Source organism: Burkholderia sp. AU39826 (genome assembly GCF_020419965.1).
Lineage (GTDB): Bacteria > Pseudomonadota > Gammaproteobacteria > Burkholderiales > Burkholderiaceae > Burkholderia > Burkholderia semiarida.
Map to the genome: position 1 here is coordinate 178,308 of NZ_JAIZQG010000008.1, position 24,500 is coordinate 202,807.

A 24,500-nucleotide genomic window follows, 5' to 3' on the forward strand; every position below is an offset into this window, starting at 1 on the left:
CGATATCCGCATGAACATCATCGAACCCGGCATCCGCAACCTCGCGCTGGCGAAGGACATCCTGCTCACGCCGTACGGCCTCGACGAAAGCCTGCTCACGCGCACGATCGCCGATATCTTCACGCATCGCGTCGATTACGCGGACCTGTATTTCCAGGCGACCCGCAGCGAGGCATGGAGCCTCGAGGAAGGCATCGTCAAATCGGGCAGCTTCAGCATCGACCAGGGCGTCGGCGTACGCGCGGTCGCGGGCGACCGCACCGCGTTCGCGTACTCGGACGATCTGTCGCCCGAAGCGATCGCGCAAGCCGCCGCCGCCACCAAGGCGATCGCGGCGGCCGGCGGCGGCCGCCAGAAGATCAAGGCAGCCACGTCGCTGACGGGCATCTCGGGCCGCGACCTGTACCTGCCGTCCGACCCGCTCGCGTCGCTCGACGCGACGGCCAAGGTCAAGCTGCTCGAACGCATCGAACAGATGGCGCGCGGGCGCGACCCGCGCGTCACGCAGGTGATGGCCGGCCTCGCCGGCGAATACGACGTCGTGCTCGTCGCGCGCAGCGACGGCGCGCTCGCGGCCGACATCCGCCCGCTCGTGCGCGTGTCGGTCACGGTGATCGCCGAGCAGAACGGCCGCCGCGAGATCGGCTCGGGCGGCGGCGGCGGCCGCTTCGACTACGGCTACTTCACGGACGAAGTCCTGTCGCGCTACGTCGACGACGCCGTGCACGCGGCGCTCGTCAACCTCGACGCCCGCCCCGCGCCGGCCGGCGCGATGACGGTCGTGCTCGGCCCGGGCTGGCCGGGCGTGCTGCTGCACGAGGCGATCGGCCATGGCCTCGAGGGCGACTTCAACCGCAAGGGCTCGTCCGCGTTCGCGGGACGGATCGGCGAACAGGTGGCCGCGAAGGGCGTGACCGTCGTCGACGACGGCACGCTGCCGAACCGCCGCGGCTCGCTGAACATCGACGACGAAGGCAATCCGACGCAGTGCACGACGCTGATCGAGGACGGCATCCTGAAGGGCTACATCCAGGACACGCTGAACGCGCGCCTGATGAAGATGCCGGTCACGGGCAACGCTCGGCGCGAGTCGTACGCGGCGCTGCCGATGCCGCGCATGACGAACACGTACATGCTCAACGGCGACAAGGATCCGCAGGAAATCATCGCGTCGGTGAAGAACGGCCTGTACGCGGTGAACTTCGGCGGCGGCCAGGTCGACATCACGAACGGCAAGTTCGTGTTCTCGGCGTCCGAGGCGTACATGATCGAGAACGGCAAGGTCACCTACCCGGTGAAGGGCGCGACGCTGATCGGCAGCGGCCCGGAATCGCTGAAGTACGTGAGCATGATCGGCAACGACATGTCGCTCGACACGGGCGTCGGCGTGTGCGGCAAGGAAGGCCAGAGCGTGCCGGTCGGCGTCGGCCAGCCGACCCTGCGGATCGACAAGATGACGGTCGGCGGTACGGCATAACCGCATCGCGGCGCAGACAATCCGCGCATTTTGATGAAAACGCGCGGATTGTCCGCATTTTCGAGCACCCCCGGTTGCCAGCCGCGCGGGGACCGGGTATAAATTCCGAATCAACTTTTTTGACGAGCCGAATTTCCGTCATGTCCGCCAAGTTTTACTTTTACTTTTTTTGGTATCTCAGACCGCTGGCGGATCGAGAGGGTTGATGGCGCGTGAAGCGCAACCGAAATTCCCGAAAAAACCGCCGGCGAACCCGGCGGTTTTTTTTCGCCCTTCGCCAGCCGGTCGCCGCCGCAGCGGCCCGCAGCCCCGACCGGCACCACTGAATTGCCTGAATTGATGAATCTGCCGCACGCGCACTGACCGAACGGCGCCCGGAACCAAGGAGAAACAGCATGCCCCCGCACAACACCGACGACGTCCGCATTCGCGAACTCAAGGAACTGACGCCGCCCGCCCACCTGATCCGCGAATTCGCGTGCTCCGAAGCCGCGTCCGAGCTGATCTACCACGCGCGCCAGTCGATGCACCGCATCCTGCACGGGATGGACGACCGGCTGATCGTCGTGATCGGGCCGTGCTCGATCCACGACACGAAGGCGGCGATCGAATACGCGGGCCGGCTCGTGAAGGAGCGCGAGCGCTTCAAGGGCGAACTGGAAATCGTGATGCGCGTGTACTTCGAGAAGCCGCGCACGACGGTCGGCTGGAAGGGGCTCATCAACGATCCGCATCTGGACAACAGCTTCAAGATCAACGAAGGGCTGCGTACCGCGCGCGAGCTGCTGCTGCAGATCAACGAAATGGGGCTGCCGGCCGCGACCGAATACCTCGACATGATCAGCCCGCAGTACATCGCCGACCTGATCTCGTGGGGCGCGATCGGCGCGCGCACGACCGAGTCGCAGGTGCACCGCGAGCTCGCATCGGGGCTGTCGTGCCCGGTCGGCTTCAAGAACGGCACCGACGGCAACGTGAAGATCGCGGTCGACGCGATCAAGGCCGCGTCGCAGCCGCACCATTTCCTGTCGGTGACGAAGGGCGGCCATTCGGCGATCGTGTCGACGGCCGGCAACGAGGACTGCCACGTGATCCTGCGCGGCGGCAAGACGCCGAACTACGACGCCGACAGCGTGAACGCCGCCTGCGCGGACATCGGCAAGGCCGGCCTCGCCGCGCGCCTGATGATCGACGCGAGCCACGCGAACAGCTCGAAGAAGCACGAGAACCAGATCCCCGTGTGCGCGGACATCGGCCGCCAGATCGCGGCCGGCGACGAGCGCATCGTCGGCGTGATGATCGAGTCGCACCTCGTCGAGGGCCGCCAGGACCTGAAGGAAGGCTGCGCGCTGACCTACGGCCAGAGCATCACCGACGCGTGCATCGCGTGGGACGACAGCGTGAAGGTGCTCGAAGGCCTCGCGGAATCGGTGAAGGCGCGGCGCGTCGCGCGCGGCAGCGGGAACTGAAGAAACGCCGCCAGGTTGATCGTATGGCCCCGCCTGGCGGCGAATTGGCCATACGGCCAGCCTGCGGTCGGCGTGTTGCTCTGCTAGACTAGCTAACATCATCTAGCTAACCAGAGGATCGATCATGTCGACCGTCAACATGCACGATGCCAAGTCGCGGCTTTCCAGCCTCGTGGAAGCGCTTGAATCGGGGCGCGAAACCGAAGTCGTGATCGCCCGCAATGGTCATCCGGTCGCCCGGATCGTTCCGTACACCGCGCCGAAGCGGATTGGCGCAGCCCGTCAGTTGCTTGCCGGACTGAACATTCCGACAAGCGTCGAGGCATTCAATGCCGGCGATGAATCGATCGCCGCCGACTTCGATGCCAGCTCGGACCATGGGCTTGCACCGTGAAACTGCTGCTCGATACGCACATCGCGCTCTGGGCGGCTGAAGGCGCACCGCAACTTTCGGCAGCCGCGGCCGCATTGATCGAACATCCCCAAAACACGCTGTACGTCAGCGCCGCGTCGATTTGGGAAATCGCGATCAAGTACCGCAAAGGCAATCTGGCCGTCCATCCGAGAGATGCGCGTTCGGCATTTCGGCTGGCAGGTTTTGCGGAGTTGCCGATCAGCAGCGATCACGCCGAGGCAGTCGCCGCGTTGCCGGATTTCCCGGACCATGCCGATCCGTTCGACCGCGTGATGGTCGCGCAGGCACTCCATGAAGGCATGCCGCTCCTCAGTGCCGATCCGAAGATGTGGCGCTACCACGCAACGCTGATGTTGCGCGCCTGAAGTCGCCCCAAGGCGCCGCAAGTAAAAAGCCCGGCTCGCGCCGGGCTTCGTCATTGCATCGTTGCATTGGCCGAAACCGGCCGCCGGACCCTCACTCGAGCGCGCCCGACCCGAAGATTTCCGTGTTCACGCGTTCCGGCGCGACGCCGAGCGCGACGAGCGCGTCGCGCTGCGCCTTCATGAACGCGACCGGCCCGCAGATGTAGTAATCGGCGTCCGGCGCCAGTGCGTACCGCTGCACGCGTTCCGGGGTGAGGCGCCCTTCCAGGTCGTGATCGACACCGGCACGATCGTTCGGACCGACCAGCTCGTACAGCACCGTGCGCTTGACGTTCGCATGCTCGCGCACCGCGTCGTTCAGCCAGTCGCGGAATGCGTGCACCGCGCCCGAACGGCATGCGTGGATGAAGCGCACGTCGCGCTTGCTGCCTTCGGCGATCAGCGTCGACGCCATCGACATCATCGGCGTGATGCCGACGCCGCCGGAGATCAGCACGACCGGCGTATCGGCCTCGCGCTTCAGCGAGAAGTCCCCCATCGGGGCGGTCGCCTCGACGATCGCGCCCTCTTCCACGCCGTCGTGCATCAGCGTCGACACCTTGCCGGCCGGGACCGCTTCCGGCTTGCCGGCCTCGCGCTTCACCGAGATGCGCAGCCACTTGCCGTGCGGCGCGTCGGACAGGCTGTACTGACGCGGCTGGTCGACGCCGAGATCGCCGACGAAGCGCTTCACCGTGATGTACTGGCCCGGCTCGAACGTCGGCGCTTCGCCGCCGTCGGCGGGCGTCAGGTAGAACGACGTGATCTCGTCGCTTTCACGCACCTTGCGCGCGACCTTGAACGGGCGGAAGCCGCTCCACGCGGCATTCGCGTACAGGTCGGCCTCGGCGCCCATCAGGATCTGCGCGAGCTGGCCGTACGCGACGCGCCACGCTTCGAGCGTGCCGGCATCGACCGCGTCGCCGAGCACTTCGACGATCGCCGCGAGCAGGTTCTCGCCGACGATCGGGTAATGCTCGGGACGGATGTTCAGACTCGCGTGCTTGTGCGAGATGCGCGACACCGCGCCGCCCAGCGCGCCCAGATTGTCGATGTTCGCCGCATACGCGTAGACGGCCTTCGCGAGCGTCTCGGGCTGGCTGCCGGTCTTCTGGTGCGTCTGGTTGAACAGGTTCTTCAGTTCCGGATGACGCGCGAACATGCGCTGGTAGAAGTGCTTCGTGATCGTCGCGCCGTGCTCGGCGAGGACGGGGGCGGTGGCCTTCACACGGGCCATCTGGTCGGCGGTGAGGTGGGTCATGTTCGTTCTCCGTTAAACATGCATATACGATACTTGTTTAAAAACGAACGCCCCTCGGGCAAATTGTCGCAGCGCGCGGCCAGCGTGATGGTTGGCTAGCGGACGCGCCCGCGCTCCCACAGCACGTCGGCGCCGCCGCCGGCGCGGTTCAGCACGCGCGCCAGCACGAACAGCAGGTCGGACAGCCGGTTCACGTACCGCCGCGGCGCATCATTGAGCGTGTCGCCGCGCCCGAGCGCGACGATCGAGCGCTCCGCGCGGCGGCACACGGTGCGGCACACGTGCGCGAGCGACGCCGCGCGCGAGCCGGCCGGGAGGATGAATTCCTTCAGCGGCGGCAGCGTCGCGTTGTAGTCGGCGAGCCACTGGTCGAGGCGCGCGAGATGCGTGTCGTCGAGCACCGTGTGGCCGGGAATGCACAGCTCGCCGCCGAGATCGAACAGGTCGTGCTGGATCGTGACGAGCGCCGTGCGCACGTCGTCCGGCAGCGCCTCGGCCAGCAGCACGCCGAGATGCGAGTTCAGTTCGTCGACGTCGCCGATCGCGGCGATCCGTGCGTCGTCCTTGCCGATGCGCCGCCCGTCGCCGAGGCCGGTGGTGCCGTCGTCGCCCGTGCGCGTCGCGATCTTGCTCAAGCGGTTGCCCATGCGAATGTCCTCTCGTGCGCGGCCGCCGCGCGGCCCGGTTGGCTGGAACGCGATTATCGCAGCCCGCGGCGCGAGGCGCAGCGGACGTTACGGCGTAGAATGAGCCGACAGTACGACAAGCAGTCAGGAGACATTCGTGAATCACCCTGCCCCGCCGGCCGCCACGCGCCGCCCGCTGCCCCCCGCCATGCTCGATGCGCTGCGCGCCGCCTTCGGCGAGCGCGTGTCGACCGCCGACGCGGTCCGCGCCCATCACGGCCGCGACGAATCCCCGTTCGACCCGCAACTGCCCGACGCCGTCGTGTTCGCGCGCAGCACCGACGACGTGCGCGAAGTCGTGTCGCTGTGCTCGCTCTACGGCGTGCCGCTGATCCCGTACGGCGCCGGTTCGTCGCTCGAAGGCCACCTGCTCGCGGTACGCGGCGGCGTGTCGCTCGACCTGTCGGAAATGAACCGCGTGCTGTCGATCAACGCCGAAGACCTGACCGTGACCGTCGAGCCGGGCATCACGCGCAAGGCGCTCAACGACGCGCTGCGCGACACCGGCCTGTTCTTCCCGATCGATCCGGGCGCCGACGCCAGCATCGGCGGGATGACCGCGACCCGCGCCTCCGGCACCAACGCCGTGCGCTACGGCACGATGCGCGAGAACGTGCTCGGCCTCACCGCGGTGCTCGCGGACGGCCGCGTGGTGAAAACCGGCTCGCGCGCGCGCAAGTCGTCGGCCGGCTACGACCTCACGCGGCTGTTCGTCGGGTCCGAAGGCACGCTCGGCGTGATCACCGAGATCACGCTGCGCCTGCACCCGCTGCCCGAGGCCGTGTCGGCCGCGATCTGCACGTTCCCGACCATGGGCGACGCGGTGCGCACGGTGATCGAGACGATCCAGATCGGCGTGCCGATCGCGCGCGTCGAATTCGTCGACGCGCTCGCGGTGCGCTCGATCAACCGTCACTCGAACCTGACGCTCGCCGAAGCGCCGACGCTGTTCTTCGAATTCCACGGCACCGAGGCAGGCGTGAAGGAACAGGCCGAACTCGTGCAGGCGCTCACCGGCCAGAACGCCGGCCAGGGCTTCGAATGGGCGACGCGCCCCGAGGATCGCACGCGGCTCTGGTCCGCGCGCCACAACGCGTATTTCGCGATGCTTCAACTGAAGCCCGGCTGCCGCGCGGTGACGACCGACGTATGCGTGCCGATCTCGCAGCTCGCCGCGTGCGTCGAGGAAACCGAGGTCGACCTGCGTGCGTCGTCGCTGCCCTGCCCGATCGTCGGCCACGTCGGCGACGGCAATTTCCACGTCGCGATCCTGATCGATCCCGACAAGCCGGAGGAGCTCGCCGAAGCCGAACACATCAACGACCGGATCGTCGAGCGTGCGCTGCGCCTGGGCGGCACCTGCACCGGCGAGCACGGCGTCGGGCTGCACAAGATGCGCTTCCTGCCGAAGGAGCACGGCGACAACGCAATCGACACGATGCGCGCGATCAAGCTCGCGCTCGATCCGCGCAATCTGATGAATCCGGGCAAGATTTTCACGTGCTGACACGGCGGCGCGAGCTCGCGCCCCACGCAGGAGACCCCATGAACGCTCCCGTCGAACTGTCGAGCGCCGCCCGCGCGCAGCGCCAGCGCGAAATCGTGCAGGCGCTGATGGCCGTGCTGCCGACCCACTGCCTGCTGTACCGCGACGAGGATACGGCGCCGTACGAATGCGACGGCCTGTCCGCCTACCGCCGGCTGCCGCTCGCGGTCGCGTTGCCGGAGACGGAGTCGCAGGTGCAGCGGATCGTGCAGATCTGCCGCCGCATGGAAGTGCCGATCGTGCCGCGCGGCGCCGGCACGAGCCTGTCGGGCGGCGCGCTGCCGATCGCGCTCGGCGTCGTGCTGTCGCTCGCGCGCTTCACGCGTATCGTCGAAGTCGACCCGTACGCGCGCACGGCGATCGTGCAGCCGGGCGTGCGCAATCTCGCGATCTCGGAAGCGGCCGCGCCGTACGGCCTGTATTACGCGCCCGATCCGTCGTCGCAGATCGCCTGCACGATCGGCGGCAACGTCGCGGAAAATTCCGGCGGCGTCCATTGCCTGAAATACGGGCTGACCGTGCACAACGTGATGCGCGTGCGCGCGGTGACGATCGACGGCGAGATCGTCGAATTCGGCTCGCTCGCGCTCGACATGCCGGGCCTCGACCTGCTCGCGGTGATGATCGGCAGCGAAGGGATGTTCGCGATCGTCACCGAGGTCACGGTGCGGCTGATCCCGAAGCCGCAGACCGCGCAGCTCGTGATGGCGAGCTTCGACGACGTGGTGAAAGGCGGCGAGGCAGTGGCTGCGATCATCGCGTCGGGCATCATCCCGGCCGGGCTCGAGATGATGGACAAGCCGGCCACGCAGGCCGTCGAGGCGTTCACGCACGCGGGCTACGACCTCGACGCGAAGGCGATCCTGCTGTGCGAATCGGACGGCACGCCGGAAGAAGTCGCCGAGGAAATCGTGCGGATGACGGCCGTGCTGCGCGAGCACGGCGCGACGCGCATCCAGGTGTCGCGCAACGAACAGGAGCGGCTGCGCTACTGGTCGGGCCGCAAGAACGCGTTCCCGGCCGCCGGCCGCATTTCCCCCGATTACTACTGCATGGACGGCACCGTGCCGCGCCGCGCGATCGGCCCGCTGCTCGCGCGCATCGAGCAGCTCGAGACGCGCTACGGGCTGCGCTGCATCAACGTGTTCCATGCCGGCGACGGCAACATGCATCCGCTGATCCTGTACAACGCGAACGATCCGGACGAACTGCACCGCGCCGAGCAGTTCGGCGCGGAAATCCTCGAATGCTGCGTGGAATTCGGCGGCAGCGTGACGGGCGAGCACGGTGTCGGCATCGAAAAACTCAATTCGATGTGCGTGCAGTTCTCGCCGCAGGAGCGCGACGCGTTCTTCGCGGTCAAGCGCGCGTTCGATCCGGCCGGGCTGCTGAACCCGGACAAGGGCATCCCCACCCGTGCGCGCTGCGCCGAATATGGCCGCCAGCACGTGCGCGGCGGGCTGCTGCCACACCCCGACCTGCCGCGCTTCTGAGCGGCGTGCGGGCCGCGGCGCGCATCGGCGGCCGCGGTACGGGGCTCTGCCGTACCCGCTCGGCGCGTTCGCGCGCCGGCGCCGGCGTGCCGCAACCGCGACGGGGCTTAGGGATAGTCGCGATGTGCAATCGCGCCACCCCGGTACAATCGACCGGACAACGAGACGAGAAAGCAACGGAACATGGAAGAGGACGACATCGTCGCCGGATGGGCCGAGCGCATCCGCGCCGCCAGTGCCGACGGCCGGCCGCTGCGGATTCGCGGCGGCGGCACCAAGGACTGGTACGGCCAGGCGCTCGAGGGCGAAATACTCGACACGCGTGCGTTTCAGGGCATCGTGTCGTACGACCCGGCCGAACTCGTCGTCACGGTCCGCGCCGGCACGCCGCTCGCGCAGCTTGAAACCGTCCTCGCCGAGTGCGGCCAGATGCTGCCGTTCGAGCCGCCGCATTTCGGCCGCGCGGCCACCGTCGGCGGCTGCGTCGCCGCCGGGCTCGCGGGCCCGCGCCGCGCCACCTGCGGCGCCCCGCGCGATTTCGTGCTCGGCGTCACGCTGATGAACGGCCGCGGCGACATGCTGCGCTTCGGCGGGCAGGTCGTGAAAAACGTCGCCGGCTACGACGTGTCGCGGCTGATGGCCGGCGCGCTCGGCACGCTCGGGCTGATGCTCGACCTGTCGATCAAGGTGCTGCCGATGCCCGTCGCCGAAGTCACGCTGAAGTTCGAGATGACCGCGACCGACGCGGTGCGCAAGCTCAACGAATGGGGCGGCCATCCGCTGCCCGTGAGCGCGAGCGCGTGGCGCAACGGCACGCTCGTGCTGCGCCTGTCGGGCGCGGAAGCCGCGGTGAAATCCGCGAAAACGCTGCTCGGCGGCGAGGTCGTCGACGCGGTCGAGGCCGAGCGCTTCTGGTCCGGCGTGCGCGAACACACCGATCCGTTCTTCAACGGCATCCCGCCCGGCTATGCGCTGTGGCGCCTGTCGCTGCCGTCGATCACCGAACCGATGCACCTGCCCGGCACCCAGTTGATGGAATGGGGCGGCGCGCAGCGCTGGTGGATCACCGACGCCGACGCGCAAACCGTGCGCATGAGCGCGAAGCAGGCCGGCGGCCATGCGACGCTGTTCCGCGCGGGCGACACCTACGACCGCAGCGCGGGCGTGTTCACGCCGCTGCCCGCGCCGATGATGAAGATCCACCGCGGGCTGAAGAGCGCGTTCGATCCCGCGCGCATCTTCAATCGCGGCCGGCTTTACCCTGAACTCTGAGGGCTGGATGCAAACGAACCTCGCCGATTTCATCCGCAACACGCCCGACGGCGACGAGGCCGACGCGATCCTGCGCAAGTGCGTGCACTGCGGGTTCTGCACCGCGACCTGCCCGACCTATCAACTGCTCGGCGACGAACGCGACGGCCCGCGCGGCCGCATCTACCTGATCAAGCAGATGGTCGAGGGCGCGGCCGTCACGCGCAGCACGCAACAGCATCTCGACCGCTGCCTCACGTGCCGCAGTTGCGAGACGACCTGCCCGTCCGGCGTTCAGTATGGCCGGCTCGTCGAGATCGGGCGCAAGCACGTCGAAGCGCAGGTGCAGCGCCCCGCGCAGCAGCGACTGATGCGCCGCGTGCTCGCGAGCGTCGTGCCGAACGCGGCGCTGTTCTCGCCGGTGATGCGGCTCGGCCAGCACGTGCGGCCGCTGCTGCCGAAGCGGCTGCGCGACAAGGTGCCGCCGCGCACGCGGCTGCTCGAATGGCCGCACCGCACGCATACGCGCAAGATGCTGATGCTCGGCGGCTGCGTGCAGCCGTCGATGCTGCCGAACATCAACATCGCGACCGCACGCGTGCTCGACGCGCTCGGCATCGAGACGGTCGTCGCGCCCGACGCGGGCTGCTGCGGCGCGATTCGCCTGCACCTGAACTATCACGACGAGGCGCTCAACGACGCGCGCCGCAACATCGATGCGTGGTGGCCGCACGTCGAACAGGGCGTCGAGGCGATCGTGATGAACGCGTCGGGCTGCGGCGCGACGGTGCTCGAATACGCGCACCTGCTGCGCGACGATCCGGCCTACGCGGAGAAGGCCCGGCGCATCGTGTCGCTGACCCGCGACATCTCCGACGTGCTGCTCGCGTTCGAGGCCGAACTCGCGACGATCGCGCGGCGCCGCGCGATCCATACGGTCGCCTATCACCCACCGTGCACGCTGCAGCACGGCCAGCAGTCGCGCGGCAAGGTCGAGCGCCTGCTGGAGACGCTCGGCATCGACGTGCGGCTGCCGGCCGACAGCCACCTGTGCTGTGGCTCGGCCGGCACCTACTCGCTGACGCAGCCGACGCTGTCGTACCGGTTGCGCAAGCAGAAGCTGCTGAAGCTGCAAGCGCTCGAGCCGCAGATGATCGTGTCCGGCAACATCGGCTGCATCGCGCATCTGCAAAGCGGCACGCAGGTGCCGGTCGCCCACTGGGTCCAGCTCGTCGAGCATCTGCTGTACGGTTAGGGCCTGTTCACGCGCGCGACGTGCCGGCGCGCGCCGTCCGTATAATGAGCGGATCGATGCGCGGCGCGTCGCCGCGCATCGGCTTCATACCCGCTTCCGTGCTGCCTCCGTGCCCGCTTTCGTGCCCGTCATGTCCGATCTCGCCACCCGTCTCGACTCCGTTCACCGCCGCATCGCCGACGCCGCCCGCGCGGCCGGCCGCGACCCCGCCACCGTCTCGCTGCTCGCCGTGTCGAAGACGTTTCCGGCCGACGACGTGCGCGCCGCGCATGCGGCCGGGCAGCGCGCGTTCGGCGAAAACTACGTGCAGGAGTCGATCGACAAGATCGACGCGCTCGCCGACCTGCGCGCGAGCCTCGAATGGCATTTCATCGGGCCGCTGCAATCGAACAAGACGCGCCCCGTCGCCGAGCGCTTCGACTGGGTCCATTCGGTCGACCGGCTGAAGATCGCCCAGCGCCTGTCGGAACAGCGCCCCGCCCACCTGCCGCCGCTCAACGTGTGCGTGCAGGTGAACATCAGCGGCGAGGCGTCGAAAAGCGGCGTCGCGCCGGCCGACGTGGCCGAGGTCGCGCGGGCGGTCGCCGCGCTGCCGTCGCTGCGGCTGCGCGGGCTGATGGCGATTCCCGAACCGGCCGGCGACACCGACGCGCAACGCGCGCCGCATCGCGCGCTGCGTGCGCTGTTCGACGCGTTGCGCGCCGACGGCCTGCCGCTCGACACGCTGTCGATGGGCATGTCCGCCGATCTCGAGGCGGCCGTGCTCGAAGGCGCGACGATCGTGCGCATCGGCACCGCGATCTTCGGCGCGCGCGATTACGCGCACTGAACGCCGCGCCCTTTTCCGCCTTTCCGTTCATTCACTCGCTCATTCCCGACATCATGAAAATCGCATTCATCGGCGGCGGCAACATGGCCGCGGCCCTGATCGGCGGCCTGATCAAGCGCGGCGTCGCCGCGGACGGCCTGTATGCCATCGACGTCAACGAAGAAGTCCGTGCGCGCGCGGCGCAGCAATTCGGCGTGCGCACCGGCGCGGCGATCGACGCGACGCTCGCCGATTACGACGCGATCGTGCTCGCGGTGAAGCCGCAGGTACTGCACGACGTCGCGCAGGCGCTCGCGCCGCACCTGAAATCGCAACTCGTGATCAGCATCGCGGCCGGCATCCGCGGCACGGATCTCGCCCGCTGGCTCGGCGGCTACGCGCGCGTCGTGCGCACGATGCCGAACACGCCCGCGCTGGTCGGCATGGGCGTGACGGGCCTGGCCGCGCTGCCGGGCGTCGACGCCGCGGGCCGCGAACTCGCGTCGAGCGTGCTCGGCGCGGTCGGCGAGATCGTATGGTTCGACGACGAATCGCAGCTCGACGCGGTCACCGCGATTTCGGGCAGCGGCCCCGCGTACGTGTTCTATTTCATCGAAGCGCTGCAGGAAGCCGCGCGCCGCCTCGGCATGAACGACGAGCAGGGCCGCGCGCTCGCGGTCGCGACGTTCACCGGCGCCGCGCAACTGGCCGCCCAGTCGGGCGAACCCGCGGGCGTGCTGCGTGAACGCGTGACGTCGAAGGGCGGCACGACGGCCGCCGCGCTCGCGGCGTTCGACGCGCAGGGCGTGAAGGAAGCGATCGTGCGCGGCGCACTCGCGGCCGAAGCGCGCGCGAAGGAAATGGGCGACGAGCTCGGCCGCGCGTAAGCGCGACAGCGGCGCCGGTTTTGCCGGCGCTGGACGTAAAAAAAGCGGCCCGACGGTCGCTTTTTTACGTCCAGCGTTGCGTGCAAAGACACGCGCAGCGTCGTTCAATGACCGGCCAGCGCGTACTGCACGGCAATGCCCGCGAACAGCACGCCGCCGAGCCAGTTGTTGTGGCGGAACGCCGCGAAGCACGGCATCCGTTCGCGATCCTTGATCAGCGTGTAGTGATACAGCGCGCAGCCGACCGCCGCCGCCCAGCCCGCCCAGTACGCGAGGCCGAAACCGAGCGTCACGCCGATCCACACGTAGATGCCGAGCGTCACCGCGTAACACAGCATGACTGCCGCGACGTCGAAGCGGCCGAACGTCAGCGCCGACGTGCGGATGCCGATCTTGATATCGTCGTCGCGATCGACCATCGCATATTCGGTGTCGTACGCGACCGACCAGAAGATGTTCGCGACCAGCATCACCCAGGCCAGCACCGGCACCGTGTCCTGCACGGCCGCGAACGCCATCGGGATGCCGAAGCCGAACGCGATGCCGAGATACGCCTGCGGAATCGCGAAGAAGCGCTTCATGAACGGATAGGAACCGGCGACGAACAGCGCGACGACCGATAACTCCTTCGTCAACGTATTGAGCGGCAGGATCAGCAGGAACGCAATGAACGACAGCCCGACCGCGATCGCGACGGCTTCCCACGCCCGGATCTTGCCCGACGTCAGCGGCCGGTTGGCCGTGCGCTTCACGTGGCGGTCGAAATCGCGGTCGGCGTAGTCGTTCATCGCGCAGCCGGCGGAGCGCATCAGCAGCGTGCCGAGCACGAAGATCACGAGCAGCGGCCAGCGCGGGCGGCCGTCCGATGCGATCCACAGCGCGTTGAGCGTCGGCCACAGCAGCAGCAGGCTGCCGATCGGCTTGTCCATCCGGACGAGCCGCAGATACAGGGGGAAGCGGGCAAGCATGGTGAAGCACCGGGAAGGGAATCCCGGCATTTTAGAGCCGAGCGGGGCTCCGCGTCATGTCGGCGCGACGCGCGGCCAGCGGCCGAGGCGGGCCGGCTGGCCGCCGAGGCCCGCCGCGCGTGGCCGCACGGTCGCACGCATCGATCCGGGGACAGATTCAAGACCGGCCGGCATCGGGCCGGCCTGAAGTCCGCGGCAGCGCGAAGCTTACGCGAGCAGCGACCGCAGCATCCACGCGGTCTTTTCATGCGTCTGCAGGCGCTGGGTCAGCAGGTCGGCGGTCGGCTCGTCGCTCGCCGCGTCGGCGATCGGGAAGATCTCGCGCGCGGTGCGCACGACCGCCTCGTGCCCTTCGACGAGCTGGCGGATCATGTCCTCGGCGGCCGGCACGCCCTTCGCTTCGGGCACCGACGACAGTTTCGCGAAATCGGCGAACGTGCCGGGCGCGACGACGCCCAGCGTGCGAATGCGCTCGGCAACGGAATCGACCGCGAGCCACAGTTCGTTGTACTGCTCCTCGAACATCAGGTGCAGCGTGTTGAACATCGGTCCGGTCACGTTCCAGTGGAAATTGTGGGTCTTCAGGTACAGCGTAAACGTATCGGCAAGCAGGCGCGACAGGCCGTCCGCGATGTTCTTGCGGTCCTTGTCGCTGATACCGATGTTGATTTGCGTGGCGTTGCCTTTCTTGGCCATCTTCGAGACTCCTCATTCGAAATGTTGAACCGGCGAAAATGCGTCGAGCAAGCCGCATGCCGCGTCGCGCGGCATCCGTTCGCGACTCGCCAGTTTAACGTCGCGAAGGCGTCGCCGCACTCAACCGCCGGCGATCGACATGAACGGCCCGAGCGCGTGCAGCGCCTGCGAGACCAGTTCCGCCGCCCCGCCGACGACGATCGTGAAGCCAACGGTGTAACGCGCCAGTTCGACCGGCGATCGCAGAATGGGCGACGCCGCGGCGCGCACGTTGAGCATCATCTGGGTCATGGTCGTCACTCCTTCGACAAGACATCGTTCAGAGAAGAAACGGCCGGTCGTTCGACCGGCCGCGTCACGTTACTGCGTGACTGCATCACCGCATCAGGATGCGGCCGGGTTCACGCGAGATCGAAGCGGTCGAGGTTCATCACCTTGTTCCAGGCGGCGACGAAGTCGCGCACGAACTTCTCCTTCGCATCCGCGCTGCCGTACACCTCGGCCAGCGCGCGCAACTGCGAGTGCGAGCCGAAGATCAGGTCGACGCGCGTGCCCGTCCACTTGACCGCGCCCGTCGCACGGTCGCGCCCCTCGAACACGTCGTTCGCGCCCGACACCGGCTTCCACTCCGTACCCATGTCGAGCAGGTTCGCGAAGAAGTCGTTCGTCAGCGTGCCCGGACGATCGGTGAACACGCCGTGCTTCGAGTCGCCGACGTTCGCGCCAAGCACGCGCAGGCCGCCGACCAGCACGGTCATCTCCGGCGCCGTCAACGTCAGCAACTGCGCCTTGTCGACCAGCAGCGCCTCGGCCGGCGTCTTGTACGCGTGCTTCAGGTAGTTGCGGAACCCGTCCGCTACCGGCTCGAGCACGGCCATCGCGTCGACGTCGGTTTCTTCCTGCGACGCATCCATCCGGCCCGGCGCGAACGGCACCGTGATCGCGACACCCGCGTTCTTCGCCGCCTGCTCGACGCCGGCCGCGCCGGCCAGCACGATCAGGTCGGCCAGCGACACCTTCTTGCCGTCCGTCTGCGCATCGTTGAACGCCTTCTGCACGCCTTCGAGCGTTTCGAGCACCGCCGCGAGCGCCGCCGGCTGGTTCACTTCCCAGTCCTTCTGCGGCGCGAGACGAATGCGCGCGCCGTTCGCGCCGCCGCGCTTGTCCGAGCCGCGGAACGTCGCCGCCGACGCCCATGCGGTCGACACGAGCTGCGACACCGACAGGCCGGTGGCCAGCACCTTCGCCTTCAGCGCGGCGACATCGGCGGCGTCGATCAGCGGGTGATCGACGGCCGGGATCGGGTCCTGCCACAGCAGGTGTTCCGCCGGCACGTCCGGGCCGAGATAGCGCGAGCGCGGGCCCATGTCGCGGTGCGTGAGCTTGAACCATGCGCGTGCGAACGCGTCGGCGAACTCGGCCGGGTTCTCGTAGAAGCGGCGCGAGATCTTTTCGTAGGCCGGGTCGAAACGCAGCGACAGGTCGGTCGTCAGCATCGTCGGGCGATGCTTCTTCGACGCGTCGTACGCATCGGGAATCACTTCGTCGGCATCCTTCGCGACCCACTGGTGCGCGCCGGCCGGGCTCTTCGTGAGCTCCCATTCGTAGCTGAACAGGTGCTTGAAGAAGTCGTTGCTCCACTGCGTCGGCGTCGACGTCCACGTGACTTCGAGGCCGCTCGTGATCGTGTCCTTGCCCTTGCCCGTGCCGAACGTGCTCTTCCAGCCAAGGCCCTGCTGCTCGATGCCCGCGGCTTCCGGCTCGGGGCCGACGTTCGACGCCGGGCCGGCGCCGTGCGTCTTGCCGAACGTGTGGCCGCCCGCGATCAGCGCGACCGTTTCCTCATCGTTCATCGCCATGCGCGCGAACGTCTCGCGGATGTCGTGCGCGGCGGCGACCGGGTCGGGGTTGCCGTCCGGGCCTTCCGGGTTCACGTAGATCAGGCCCATCTGCACCGCGGCGAGCGGGCTTTCGAGCTCGCGCTTGCCGGTGTAGCGGCTGTTCGGGCCGCCGCTCAGTTCCAGCCAGATCTTTTCCGAGCCCCAGTAGACGTCGTCCGGCTCCCACGTGTCGACGCGGCCGCCGGCATAGCCGAAGGTCTTGAAGCCCATCGATTCGAGCGCGACGTTGCCGGTCAGGATCAGCAGGTCGGCCCACGAGATGTTGCGGCCGTACTTCTGCTTGATCGGCCACAGCAGGCGGCGGGCCTTGTCGAGGCTGACGTTGTCCGGCCAGCTGTTGAGCGGCGCGAAGCGCTGCTGCCCGCCGCCGGCGCCGCCGCGGCCGTCGGCCGTGCGGTAGGTGCCGGCGCTGTGCCACGCCATGCGCACGAACAGGCCGCCGTAGTGGCCGAAGTCGGCCGGCCACCAGTCCTGCGAGGTCGTCATCAGCGCGTGCAGGTCCTGCTTCACCGCGGCGAGATCCAGCTTCTTGAACGCTTCTGCGTAGTCGAAATCCGGGTCCATCGGATCGGACAGCGCCGAATGCCGGTGCAGGACGTTCAGGTTCAGCTGATTCGGCCACCAGTCCTTGTTCGTCGTGCCGCTGCCTGCGGTGTGGTTGAACGGGCACTTCGATTCGTTCGACATGCTTTTTCTCCTTTACTTGCTCGTAGGCCCCCACGTGCCGGGCGCGGTTCGTGGAGCATTGCGGGGGGGGGTAAGAAACAGAACGGGCGGGTTCTCCTGTCGCGCTACCGGACGTCGTGCGCGGCCTTCCGCACGCGTTCCCGCTGTCGCGCGCCGCAGGCGGGGCGCTCGCGGAAGCGGCCGCCGGCTGCCGTCGTGTCAGTGAGGCGGGTGTTTTTTCCGGTATCGGACATGCGATGCTCCGTCATGGCTTGACGGCAGGTGAATCGGGGGAACACAGGACCGGCGCGGGGCGGCACTCATCCGCCATACACACGATCCGCCAGGTACGCGAATGCAATCGGACGCAGGCTGCGGACCGCCGCCCTGGCGCGATGCACGATTGTCCCGAGCGACGGGACGTTCCACTGCGCGTGCTGCAATACCGACCGCATGATGACATCCTCCTTTGACGCTTGCATTCAACGTGCATCCCGCACGTCGGCTCGATGCCGATCCATGGTGAGGATTCTATATAAATCTATCAATTATTTGAATTTAATAAATTTAATCTATTTGATAGGGAAAAATAAACGGGGTCGCACGACCCCGTTCATCACGCCGCCACACGCGCATGCAGAAGGCGCGTCAGTTCATCGTGGCCGGCATGTCGAGCTTCGCGACACCGGGCAGCTCGCACGCGGCAATCGCGTCGCTGATCGCGTCGATCGCCGGCATCCGCGTGAAGCTCTTGCGCCATACGAGCACGACGCGGCGGTCCGGCACCGGTTCGTTGAACGGCACGTACGACAACAGCTCGGCATCCGGGCCGTTCGCGCGCGGGCCGATCTCGGCGACCGACATCCGCGGCAGCACGGTGATGCCGACGCCGCTCGCGACCATGTGGCGGATCGTCTCGAGCGACGAGCCCTCGAAGGTCTTCTGGATGCCGTCGGCCGTCTGCGAGAAGCGCATCAGCTCCGGACACACGCCGAGCACGTGATCGCGGAAGCAGTGGCCGTTGCCGAGCAGCAGCATGGTTTCCTGCTTCAGGTCCTCGGCGTCGATTTCGTCGCGCTTCTCCCACGGATGGCCGGCCGGCAGCGCGACGACGAATGGCTCGTCGTACAGCGGGCGCACCATCAGGCCGGTTTCGGGGAACGGCAGCGCCATGATCGCGGCGTCGATCTCGCCCTGCTTCAGCAGTTCGAGCAGCTTCAGCGTGTAGTTCTCCTGCAGCATCAGCGGCATCTGCGGCACCCGCTGGATCATCTGCTTGACGAGCGTCGGCAGGAGGTACGGCCCGATCGTGTAGATCACGCCGAGGCGGAACGGGCCGACGAGCGGGTCCTTGCCCTGCTTCGCGATCTCCTTGATCGCGAAAGTCTGCTCGAGTACGCGCTGCGCCTGGGTGACGATCTGGTCGCCGATCGGCGTCACGCTCACTTCGCTCGCGCCGCGCTCGAAAATCTGCACGTTGAGCTCGTCTTCGAGCTTCTTGATCGCCACCGATAGCGTCGGCTGGCTCACGAAGCACGCTTCGGCCGCGCGGCCGAAATGCCGCTCGCGCGCGACTGCGACGATGTATTTCAATTCAGTCAGCGTCATTGTGGGTCAATCAGAGATATACAGGCGATAGGTTTAATTTATACACCTGTTGGCACCGGTTCGCCAAGTTTCTCTGCATCGCGGTGCGTCGATCGGTGGCGTTCGATCCGGCCCCGAGCCGGTGGATCAGGCCTTCAGGTACTGCTCGCGCGCGCCGAGCCAGCGCGCCAGATGCTGCGTGACGACCTCGGGATACGCGGCAATCAGCCGCGCCGCGGCCTCGCGCGCCGGCTCGATCAGCCAGCCGTCGGTCTCGAGGTTCGCGAAGCGCAGCATCGCCGCGCCCGACTGGCGCGCGCCGAGGAATTCACCGGGCCCGCGGATTTCGAGGTCGCGCCGCGCGATCTCGAAGCCGTCGGTCGTCTCGCGCATCGTCTTCAGCCGCTCGCGACCGGCGATCGACAGCGGCCCGGTGTACAGCAGCACGCACACCGACGCCGCGGTGCCGCGCCCGACACGGCCGCGCAACTGGTGCAGCTGCGCCAGGCCGAAGCGCTCCGCGTGCTCGATCACCATCAACGACGCGTTCGGCACGTCGACGCCGACCTCGATCACGGTCGTCGCGACCAGCAGCTGCACTTCGTTGCGCGTGAACGCGTCCATCACGGCCGCCTTGTCGGCCGGCGACAGCCGGCCATGCACGAGGCCGACCTTCAGTTCGGGGAGCGCGGCGGCGAGCGTCTCGTAGGTTTCGACGGCCGTCTGCAGTTGCAGCGTCTCGCTCTCCTCGATCAGCGGGCACACCCAGTACACCTGGCGCCCGGTCAGCGCGGCCTCGCGCACGCGGGCGATCACCTCGTCGCGCCGCGCGTCGCCGACGAGGCGCGTGAGCACGGGTGTGCGGCCGGGCGGCAGCTCGTCGATCGTCGACACCTCGAGGTCCGCGTAGTACGTCATCGCGAGCGTGCGCGGGATCGGCGTGGCCGACATCATCAACTGGTGCGGCTGAAAGTCGCGCGCGCCGTTGGCCGCATTCGCCGCCTTCGCGCGCAGCGCGAGACGCTGCTCGACGCCGAAACGGTGCTGCTCGTCGACGATCACGAGGCCGAGCCGCGCGAATTCGACCGTATCCTGGATGATCGCGTGCGTGCCGATCACGAGCTGCGCGGTGCCGAGCGCGGCCGCCTCGATCGCCGCGCGTTTCTCCTTCGCCTTCAGGCTACCCGCGAGCCACGCGACCTTCACGCCGAGCGGCTCGAGCCACGCGCGCAGCTTGCGCGCGTGCTGCTCCGCGAGGATTTCGGTGGGCGCCATCAGCGCGGCCTGGTAGCCGGCGTCGATCGCCTGCGTGGCGGCCAGCGCGGCGACGACCGTCTTGCCGCTGCCGACGTCGCCCTGCAGCAGGCGTTGCATCGGGTGCGCGAGCGTGAGGTCGTGCGCGATTTCGTCGACGACGCGCGCCTGCGCGCCGGTCAGCGTGAACGGCAGCGCCGCGTAGAAACGCGTCGTCAGCGCATCGGCATCGGCCGCGCCGCGGCGCGGCATCGCGGGCGCGGCGCGCGTGCGGCGCTCCTCGTGCGCCCGCTTGAGCGACAGTTGCTGCGCGAGCAGCTCCTCGAACTTGATGCGCGTCCACGCCGGATGCGAGCCGTCCATCAGCGCGGCTTCGTCGGAATCGACGCGCGGATGGTGCAGGATGCGCACCGCCTGCTCGAGCGTCGGCACGTCGAGCGGCTTCAGGTAATCGCGCTGGATCTCGGGCGGCAGCAGTTCGGGCAGCGGCGTGCGCTCGACCGCGTTCTCGATCGCCTTGCGCAAGTACGCCTGCGATACGCCGGCCGTGCTCGGGTAGACGGGCGTGAGCACCTGCGGCAGCGGCGCGTCGGCTTCGACGACGCGCACGGCCGGATGCACCATCTCCATCCCGAAAAAGCCGCCGCGCACGTCGCCGCGCACGCGCAGCCGCTGGCCGACGGCCATCTGCTTGACCTGCGACCCGTAGAAATTCAGGAAGCGCAGCACGAGCTGCTCGCCGTCGTCGTCCTGGATCTTCACGACCAGCTGGCGGCGCGGCCGGTAGGCGACCTCGTTGTCGAACACGACGCCTTCGGTCTGCGCGATGCCGCCCGGCAACAGCTCGCCGATCGGCGTGAGCGTGGTTTCATCCTCGTAGCGCATCGGCAGATGCAGCACGAGATCGATCGAACGCGTGAGGCCGAGCTTCGCGAGCTTGTCGGCGGTTTTCACCGGCTTGTCGGCGGCCGGCTTCTTCTTGCGCTTCGCGCCGGCCGCGCCTGCTTCGTCGCTCCCGGCGGCGGCGCCGTCGGCCTCGGGCGCGGCCGCCGCGGGCTGCGCGAGCCGGCCGTCGGCGCCGCGCTTCGGGCCAGCGCGGCGCGCGCCGGGGCCCGCTGCGGGCGGCGCTAACGAGCCGGCATCGTCCGCGTCGAACGGATCGGCGGAATCGGCAACGGCAGCGGGGGAACGGCGTGGTGACACGGGCATCGGATCGTCTGGGTGCTTCGCAAGGCAAGTACAATAGCGGCTTTCACGTCGTCCGAACGAACGACGCCGGCCAGGCCGCGCATCCCGTCATCATAGCGGCTCGCGCGCCCCGATTACGCGTTTCCGCCCTGCCGGCGACGCCCGCCGGCCGCTTCGAACCAGCCCGCATGTTCACGCTTTCCGATTTCGATTTCAATCTGCCGCCCGAGCTGATTGCACAAACCGCGCTGCCCGACCGCACCGCGAGCCGCCTGCTCGAGGTGGACGGCACCGTCGAGCCCGCCCGCCTCGTCGACCGCCATTTCACCGAGTTGCCGGCGTGCATCGCGCCCGGCGACCTGCTCGTGTTCAACGATACCAAGGTGCTGAAGGCGCGTTTCTTCGGCCAGAAGGCCAGCGGCGGCAGGATCGAGGTGCTGATCGAGCGCGTGACGGGCACGCACACGGCGCTCGCGCAGATCCGCGCGAGCAAGTCGCCGGGCGCCGGCACGACGCTGCGTCTGGCCGATGCGTTCGACGTGACGGTCGGTGAGCGCGTCGAGCCGTTCTTCACGCTGCACTTTCCCGCGCCGTGCCTCGACCTGATCGAGCAATACGGCCGCCTGCCGCTGCCGCCGTATATCGAGCACGATCCCGACGCGACCGACGAAACGCGCTACCAGACGGTCTACGCGAGCAACCCGGGCGCGGTCGCTGCTCCTACGGCCGGCCTGCATTTCGACCAGCCCCTGCTGGAGAAGCTCGACGCGATGGGCGTCGAGCGCGCGACGCTCACACTGCACGTCGGCGCCGGCACGTTCCAGCCGGTGCGCGTCGAGAACATCGCCGAGCACAAGATGCACAGCGAGTGGTACGACCTGCCGCAGTCGCTCGTCGACAAGATCGCCGCGACGCGTGCGCGCGGCGGCAACGTGATCGCGGTCGGCACGACGTCGATGCGCGCGCTCGAAGCCGCGGCGCGCTCGGCCGACGAAGCCGGCCGAGCGCTCGCGGCGACGCAGGCCGAGACCGACATCTTCATCACGCCCGGCTATCGTTTCCGCGTGGTCGACCGACTCGTCACGAATTTCCATCTGCCGAAATCGACGCTGCTGATGCTGGTGTCCGCGTTCGCGGGCGTCGAGACGATCCGCGCCGCGTACCGGCACGCGATCGAAGAACGCTACCGGTTCTTCAGCTACGGCGACGCGATGCTGCTCACGCGGCGCGACACGCCGGAGGCGCCGGGCGCGTAAGCGCGGCGTGCGCGATCACGCACCGGCCTGCGATTGCCAGCAGCCGTTGCGTGCCGCGCGGTCGCGCCGCGCGCTGTTACCCCGTTTTCCCGCCGTACGCGCTACGATGGCGCGCACCCGCTTTCCCCGCCGCCGGCTGCCCGGCGGCGTTTCCAACATGCGCCGAACTGTTCTTCGGTGGCAAGGAGAATGACGCGATGACCGAAGGTTCATCCCACGATACGCACGCTCATCCGAGCGCCCCCGTGCAGGACCGCCCCGCCAACGGGCTCGAATTCGAACTGCTGACGACCGACGGCCATGCGCGCCGCGGCCGCGTGAAGCTCAACCACGGCACGGTGGAGACGCCGATCTTCATGCCGGTCGGCACGTACGGCACCGTGAAGGCGATCCAGCCGCGCGAGCTGCACGAAATCAAGGCCCAGATCATCCTCGGCAACACGTTCCACCTGTGGCTGCGCCCGGGCCTCGACACGATCGACGCGCACGGCGGCCTGCACGGCTTCATGGGCTGGAACAAGCCGATCCTGACCGACTCCGGTGGCTTCCAGGTGTTCTCGCTCGGCGACCTGCGCAAGATCACCGAGGACGGCGTCACGTTCGCGTCGCCGATCAACGGCGACAAGCTGTTCCTGTCGCCGGAAGTGTCGATGCAGATCCAGAAGGTGCTGAACTCGGACATCGTGATGCAGTTCGACGAATGCACGCCGTACGCGACCAACGGTGTGCCGACGACGCACAAGGAAGCGGCCGACTCGATGCGCATGTCGCTGCGCTGGGCGAAGCGCTCGCTCGACGAATTCAACCGGCTCGGCAACCCTAACGCGCTGTTCGGGATCGTCCAGGGCGGGATGTTCGAGGATCTGCGCGACGAATCGCTCGCGGGCCTCTCGGAACTCGGCTTCCACGGCCTCGCGATCGGCGGGCTGTCGGTGGGCGAGCCGAAGGAAGACATGATGCGCGTGCTGCGGCACGTGGGTCCGAAGCTGCCGGCCAGCAAGCCGCACTACCTGATGGGCGTCGGCACGCCGGAGGATCTGGTCGACGGCGTCGCGAACGGCATCGACATGTTCGACTGCGTGATGCCGACCCGCAACGCGCGCAACGGCTGGCTGTTCACGCGCTTCGGCGACGTGAAGATCCGCAACGCGACGCACAAGAACTCGCTGAAGCCGCTCGATTCGACCTGCACCTGCTACACGTGCCAGAACTTCTCGCGCGGCTACCTGCATCACCTGCACCGGGTCGGCGAAATCCTCGGCGCGCAGCTCAACACGATCCACAACCTGCACTACTACCTGCAACTGATGAGCGAGATCCGCGAAGCGATCGAAACGCACACGTTCGACGCATTCCGGCAGCGCTTCGCGGAGGATCGGGCGAGAGGGGTCGACTGACGGGCCGACTGCCCGCATCACAGCCCGCCGCATAGGACGCGTACTAAATTTAGCGATCCCGATACCGGTCGCGACCGCCAAACATTACAATTGCCTTTCTAAGCAAGCCGCAATGGTATCGGATCATGCTTTAACAGCTTGATCCGAAAGCGCATTTGCCGCGCCGTTTGCGCATGGGGCCGGTGGTAGAATAACCGGCTTATTTTTCGATCTTCCCCTACGGAGAGACCAACGTGCCGTTCATTTCCAATGCCTTCGCGCAAGGTGCCGGTGGCGCCGAATCGAGCCTGATGAGCTTCCTGCCGCTCATCCTGATGTTCGCGGTGCTGTACTTCATCATGATCCGTCCGCAGATGAAGCGCCAGAAGGAACACCGCAACATGCTCGCGGCCATGGCGAAGGGCGACGAAGTCGTCACGAGCGGCGGCCTCGTCGGCAAGGTGACGAAGGTCACCGAAGGCTACATCGGCGTCGAAATCGCCGAAGGCACCGAAATCACCGTGCAGAAGGCTGCCGTCACGACCATTCTGCCGAAGGGCACGATCAAGTCGCTGTAAGGCCTTCACCGAGCGTCCGGCTCCCCGCGCCGTGCCCGCCTGAGAGAGCGGGCCGCCGCGGCGCCGGACGCGACGCTT

Annotated in this window: 21 protein-coding genes; 13 read left to right on the top strand and 8 right to left on the bottom strand. The window is 67.9% G+C overall.

What is annotated here, in order from left to right:
* The first annotated feature begins 10 nt into the window (after positions 1-10).
* The 4 genes from tldD (at position 11) to LGM42_RS17295 (ending at position 3,726) form a co-directional block, all read left to right on the top strand.
* Positions 11-1,477: a metalloprotease TldD gene (gene tldD / locus LGM42_RS17280; RefSeq protein WP_059574293.1), complete on the top strand. Its 1,467-nt coding sequence runs from the start codon at positions 11-13 to the stop codon at positions 1,475-1,477.
* Positions 1,478-1,872: 395 nt separating this feature from the next.
* Positions 1,873-2,946, top strand: a complete 1,074-nt coding sequence (gene aroG, locus LGM42_RS17285; protein ID WP_059642150.1) for a 3-deoxy-7-phosphoheptulonate synthase AroG — start codon at positions 1,873-1,875, stop codon at positions 2,944-2,946.
* A 124-nt stretch (positions 2,947-3,070) separates the two neighbouring features.
* Positions 3,071-3,340, top strand: a complete 270-nt coding sequence (locus tag LGM42_RS17290) for a type II toxin-antitoxin system Phd/YefM family antitoxin (protein WP_060312700.1) — start codon at positions 3,071-3,073, stop codon at positions 3,338-3,340.
* On the top strand, positions 3,337-3,726 hold the full coding sequence (locus LGM42_RS17295) for a type II toxin-antitoxin system VapC family toxin (protein ID WP_226232722.1): 390 nt from the start codon (positions 3,337-3,339) through the stop codon (positions 3,724-3,726). The genes LGM42_RS17290 and LGM42_RS17295 overlap by 4 nt, the downstream gene beginning before the upstream one ends.
* A 91-nt stretch (positions 3,727-3,817) precedes the next feature.
* Here the strand turns inward: LGM42_RS17295 and hmpA are convergent, their stop codons facing one another.
* Positions 3,818-5,026 (bottom strand): NO-inducible flavohemoprotein, encoded by a 1,209-nt coding sequence (gene hmpA, locus LGM42_RS17300; RefSeq protein ID WP_226232723.1) that lies wholly within the window; start codon positions 5,024-5,026, stop codon positions 3,818-3,820.
* 95 nt (positions 5,027-5,121) lie between these two features.
* Complete coding sequence (locus tag LGM42_RS17305; RefSeq protein ID WP_059642159.1) at positions 5,122-5,673, bottom strand: cob(I)yrinic acid a,c-diamide adenosyltransferase; 552 nt, start codon at positions 5,671-5,673, stop codon at positions 5,122-5,124.
* Between the two features lie 136 nt (positions 5,674-5,809).
* On the opposite strand from LGM42_RS17305, the gene LGM42_RS17310 reads away from it, so the two are divergent.
* The 6 genes from LGM42_RS17310 (at position 5,810) to proC (ending at position 12,952) form a co-directional block, all read left to right on the top strand.
* On the top strand, positions 5,810-7,219 hold the full coding sequence (locus tag LGM42_RS17310; protein WP_226232724.1) for an FAD-binding oxidoreductase: 1,410 nt from the start codon (positions 5,810-5,812) through the stop codon (positions 7,217-7,219).
* Positions 7,220-7,257: 38 nt separating this feature from the next.
* Positions 7,258-8,751 (top strand): FAD-linked oxidase C-terminal domain-containing protein, encoded by a 1,494-nt coding sequence (locus LGM42_RS17315; RefSeq protein ID WP_226232725.1) that lies wholly within the window; start codon positions 7,258-7,260, stop codon positions 8,749-8,751.
* Between the two features lie 183 nt (positions 8,752-8,934).
* Entirely contained in the window at positions 8,935-10,023 is a 1,089-nt protein-coding gene (glcE, locus tag LGM42_RS17320; RefSeq protein ID WP_059574301.1) for a glycolate oxidase subunit GlcE, read from the top strand.
* A gap of 7 nt (positions 10,024-10,030) precedes the next feature.
* Entirely contained in the window at positions 10,031-11,257 is a 1,227-nt protein-coding gene (gene glcF, locus LGM42_RS17325) for a glycolate oxidase subunit GlcF (RefSeq protein ID WP_060312689.1), read from the top strand.
* 130 nt (positions 11,258-11,387) lie between these two features.
* On the top strand, positions 11,388-12,086 hold the full coding sequence (locus LGM42_RS17330) for a YggS family pyridoxal phosphate-dependent enzyme (protein ID WP_226232726.1): 699 nt from the start codon (positions 11,388-11,390) through the stop codon (positions 12,084-12,086).
* A 53-nt stretch (positions 12,087-12,139) separates the two neighbouring features.
* A complete protein-coding gene (gene proC, locus LGM42_RS17335; protein ID WP_060312684.1) occupies positions 12,140-12,952 on the top strand; it encodes a pyrroline-5-carboxylate reductase in 813 nt (270 codons plus the stop codon).
* Positions 12,953-13,056: 104 nt separating this feature from the next.
* Here proC and ubiA read toward each other — a convergent pair whose 3' ends face one another.
* From ubiA to recG, 6 genes are all read right to left on the bottom strand, one after another.
* Positions 13,057-13,920, bottom strand: a complete 864-nt coding sequence (ubiA, locus tag LGM42_RS17340) for a 4-hydroxybenzoate octaprenyltransferase (RefSeq protein ID WP_226232727.1) — start codon at positions 13,918-13,920, stop codon at positions 13,057-13,059.
* A gap of 207 nt (positions 13,921-14,127) precedes the next feature.
* Positions 14,128-14,616: a non-specific DNA-binding protein DpsA gene (gene dpsA / locus LGM42_RS17345; RefSeq protein WP_059574306.1), complete on the bottom strand. Its 489-nt coding sequence runs from the start codon at positions 14,614-14,616 to the stop codon at positions 14,128-14,130.
* A gap of 120 nt (positions 14,617-14,736) precedes the next feature.
* Positions 14,737-14,907: a hypothetical protein gene (locus LGM42_RS17350; RefSeq protein WP_226232728.1), complete on the bottom strand. Its 171-nt coding sequence runs from the start codon at positions 14,905-14,907 to the stop codon at positions 14,737-14,739.
* 110 nt (positions 14,908-15,017) lie between these two features.
* The gene (gene katG, locus LGM42_RS17355) at positions 15,018-17,204 is read right to left on the bottom strand and encodes a catalase/peroxidase HPI (protein WP_060312681.1); all 2,187 of its coding nucleotides are present in this window, start codon (positions 17,202-17,204) and stop codon (positions 15,018-15,020) included.
* Positions 17,205-17,831: 627 nt separating this feature from the next.
* Entirely contained in the window at positions 17,832-18,791 is a 960-nt protein-coding gene (locus tag LGM42_RS17360; RefSeq protein ID WP_006754461.1) for a LysR substrate-binding domain-containing protein, read from the bottom strand.
* Between the two features lie 126 nt (positions 18,792-18,917).
* Positions 18,918-21,233: an ATP-dependent DNA helicase RecG gene (gene recG / locus LGM42_RS17365; RefSeq protein ID WP_226232729.1), complete on the bottom strand. Its 2,316-nt coding sequence runs from the start codon at positions 21,231-21,233 to the stop codon at positions 18,918-18,920.
* A 167-nt stretch (positions 21,234-21,400) separates the two neighbouring features.
* Here recG and queA point away from each other — a divergent pair, with 167 nt between their 5' ends.
* From queA to yajC, 3 genes are all read left to right on the top strand, one after another.
* A complete protein-coding gene (queA, locus tag LGM42_RS17370) occupies positions 21,401-22,468 on the top strand; it encodes a tRNA preQ1(34) S-adenosylmethionine ribosyltransferase-isomerase QueA (protein ID WP_059581187.1) in 1,068 nt (355 codons plus the stop codon).
* A 197-nt stretch (positions 22,469-22,665) separates the two neighbouring features.
* The gene (tgt, locus tag LGM42_RS17375) at positions 22,666-23,865 is read left to right on the top strand and encodes a tRNA guanosine(34) transglycosylase Tgt (protein WP_226232730.1); all 1,200 of its coding nucleotides are present in this window, start codon (positions 22,666-22,668) and stop codon (positions 23,863-23,865) included.
* Between the two features lie 233 nt (positions 23,866-24,098).
* Positions 24,099-24,422: a preprotein translocase subunit YajC gene (gene yajC / locus LGM42_RS17380; RefSeq protein WP_006476868.1), complete on the top strand. Its 324-nt coding sequence runs from the start codon at positions 24,099-24,101 to the stop codon at positions 24,420-24,422.
* The last annotated feature ends 78 nt before the right edge of the window (positions 24,423-24,500 follow it).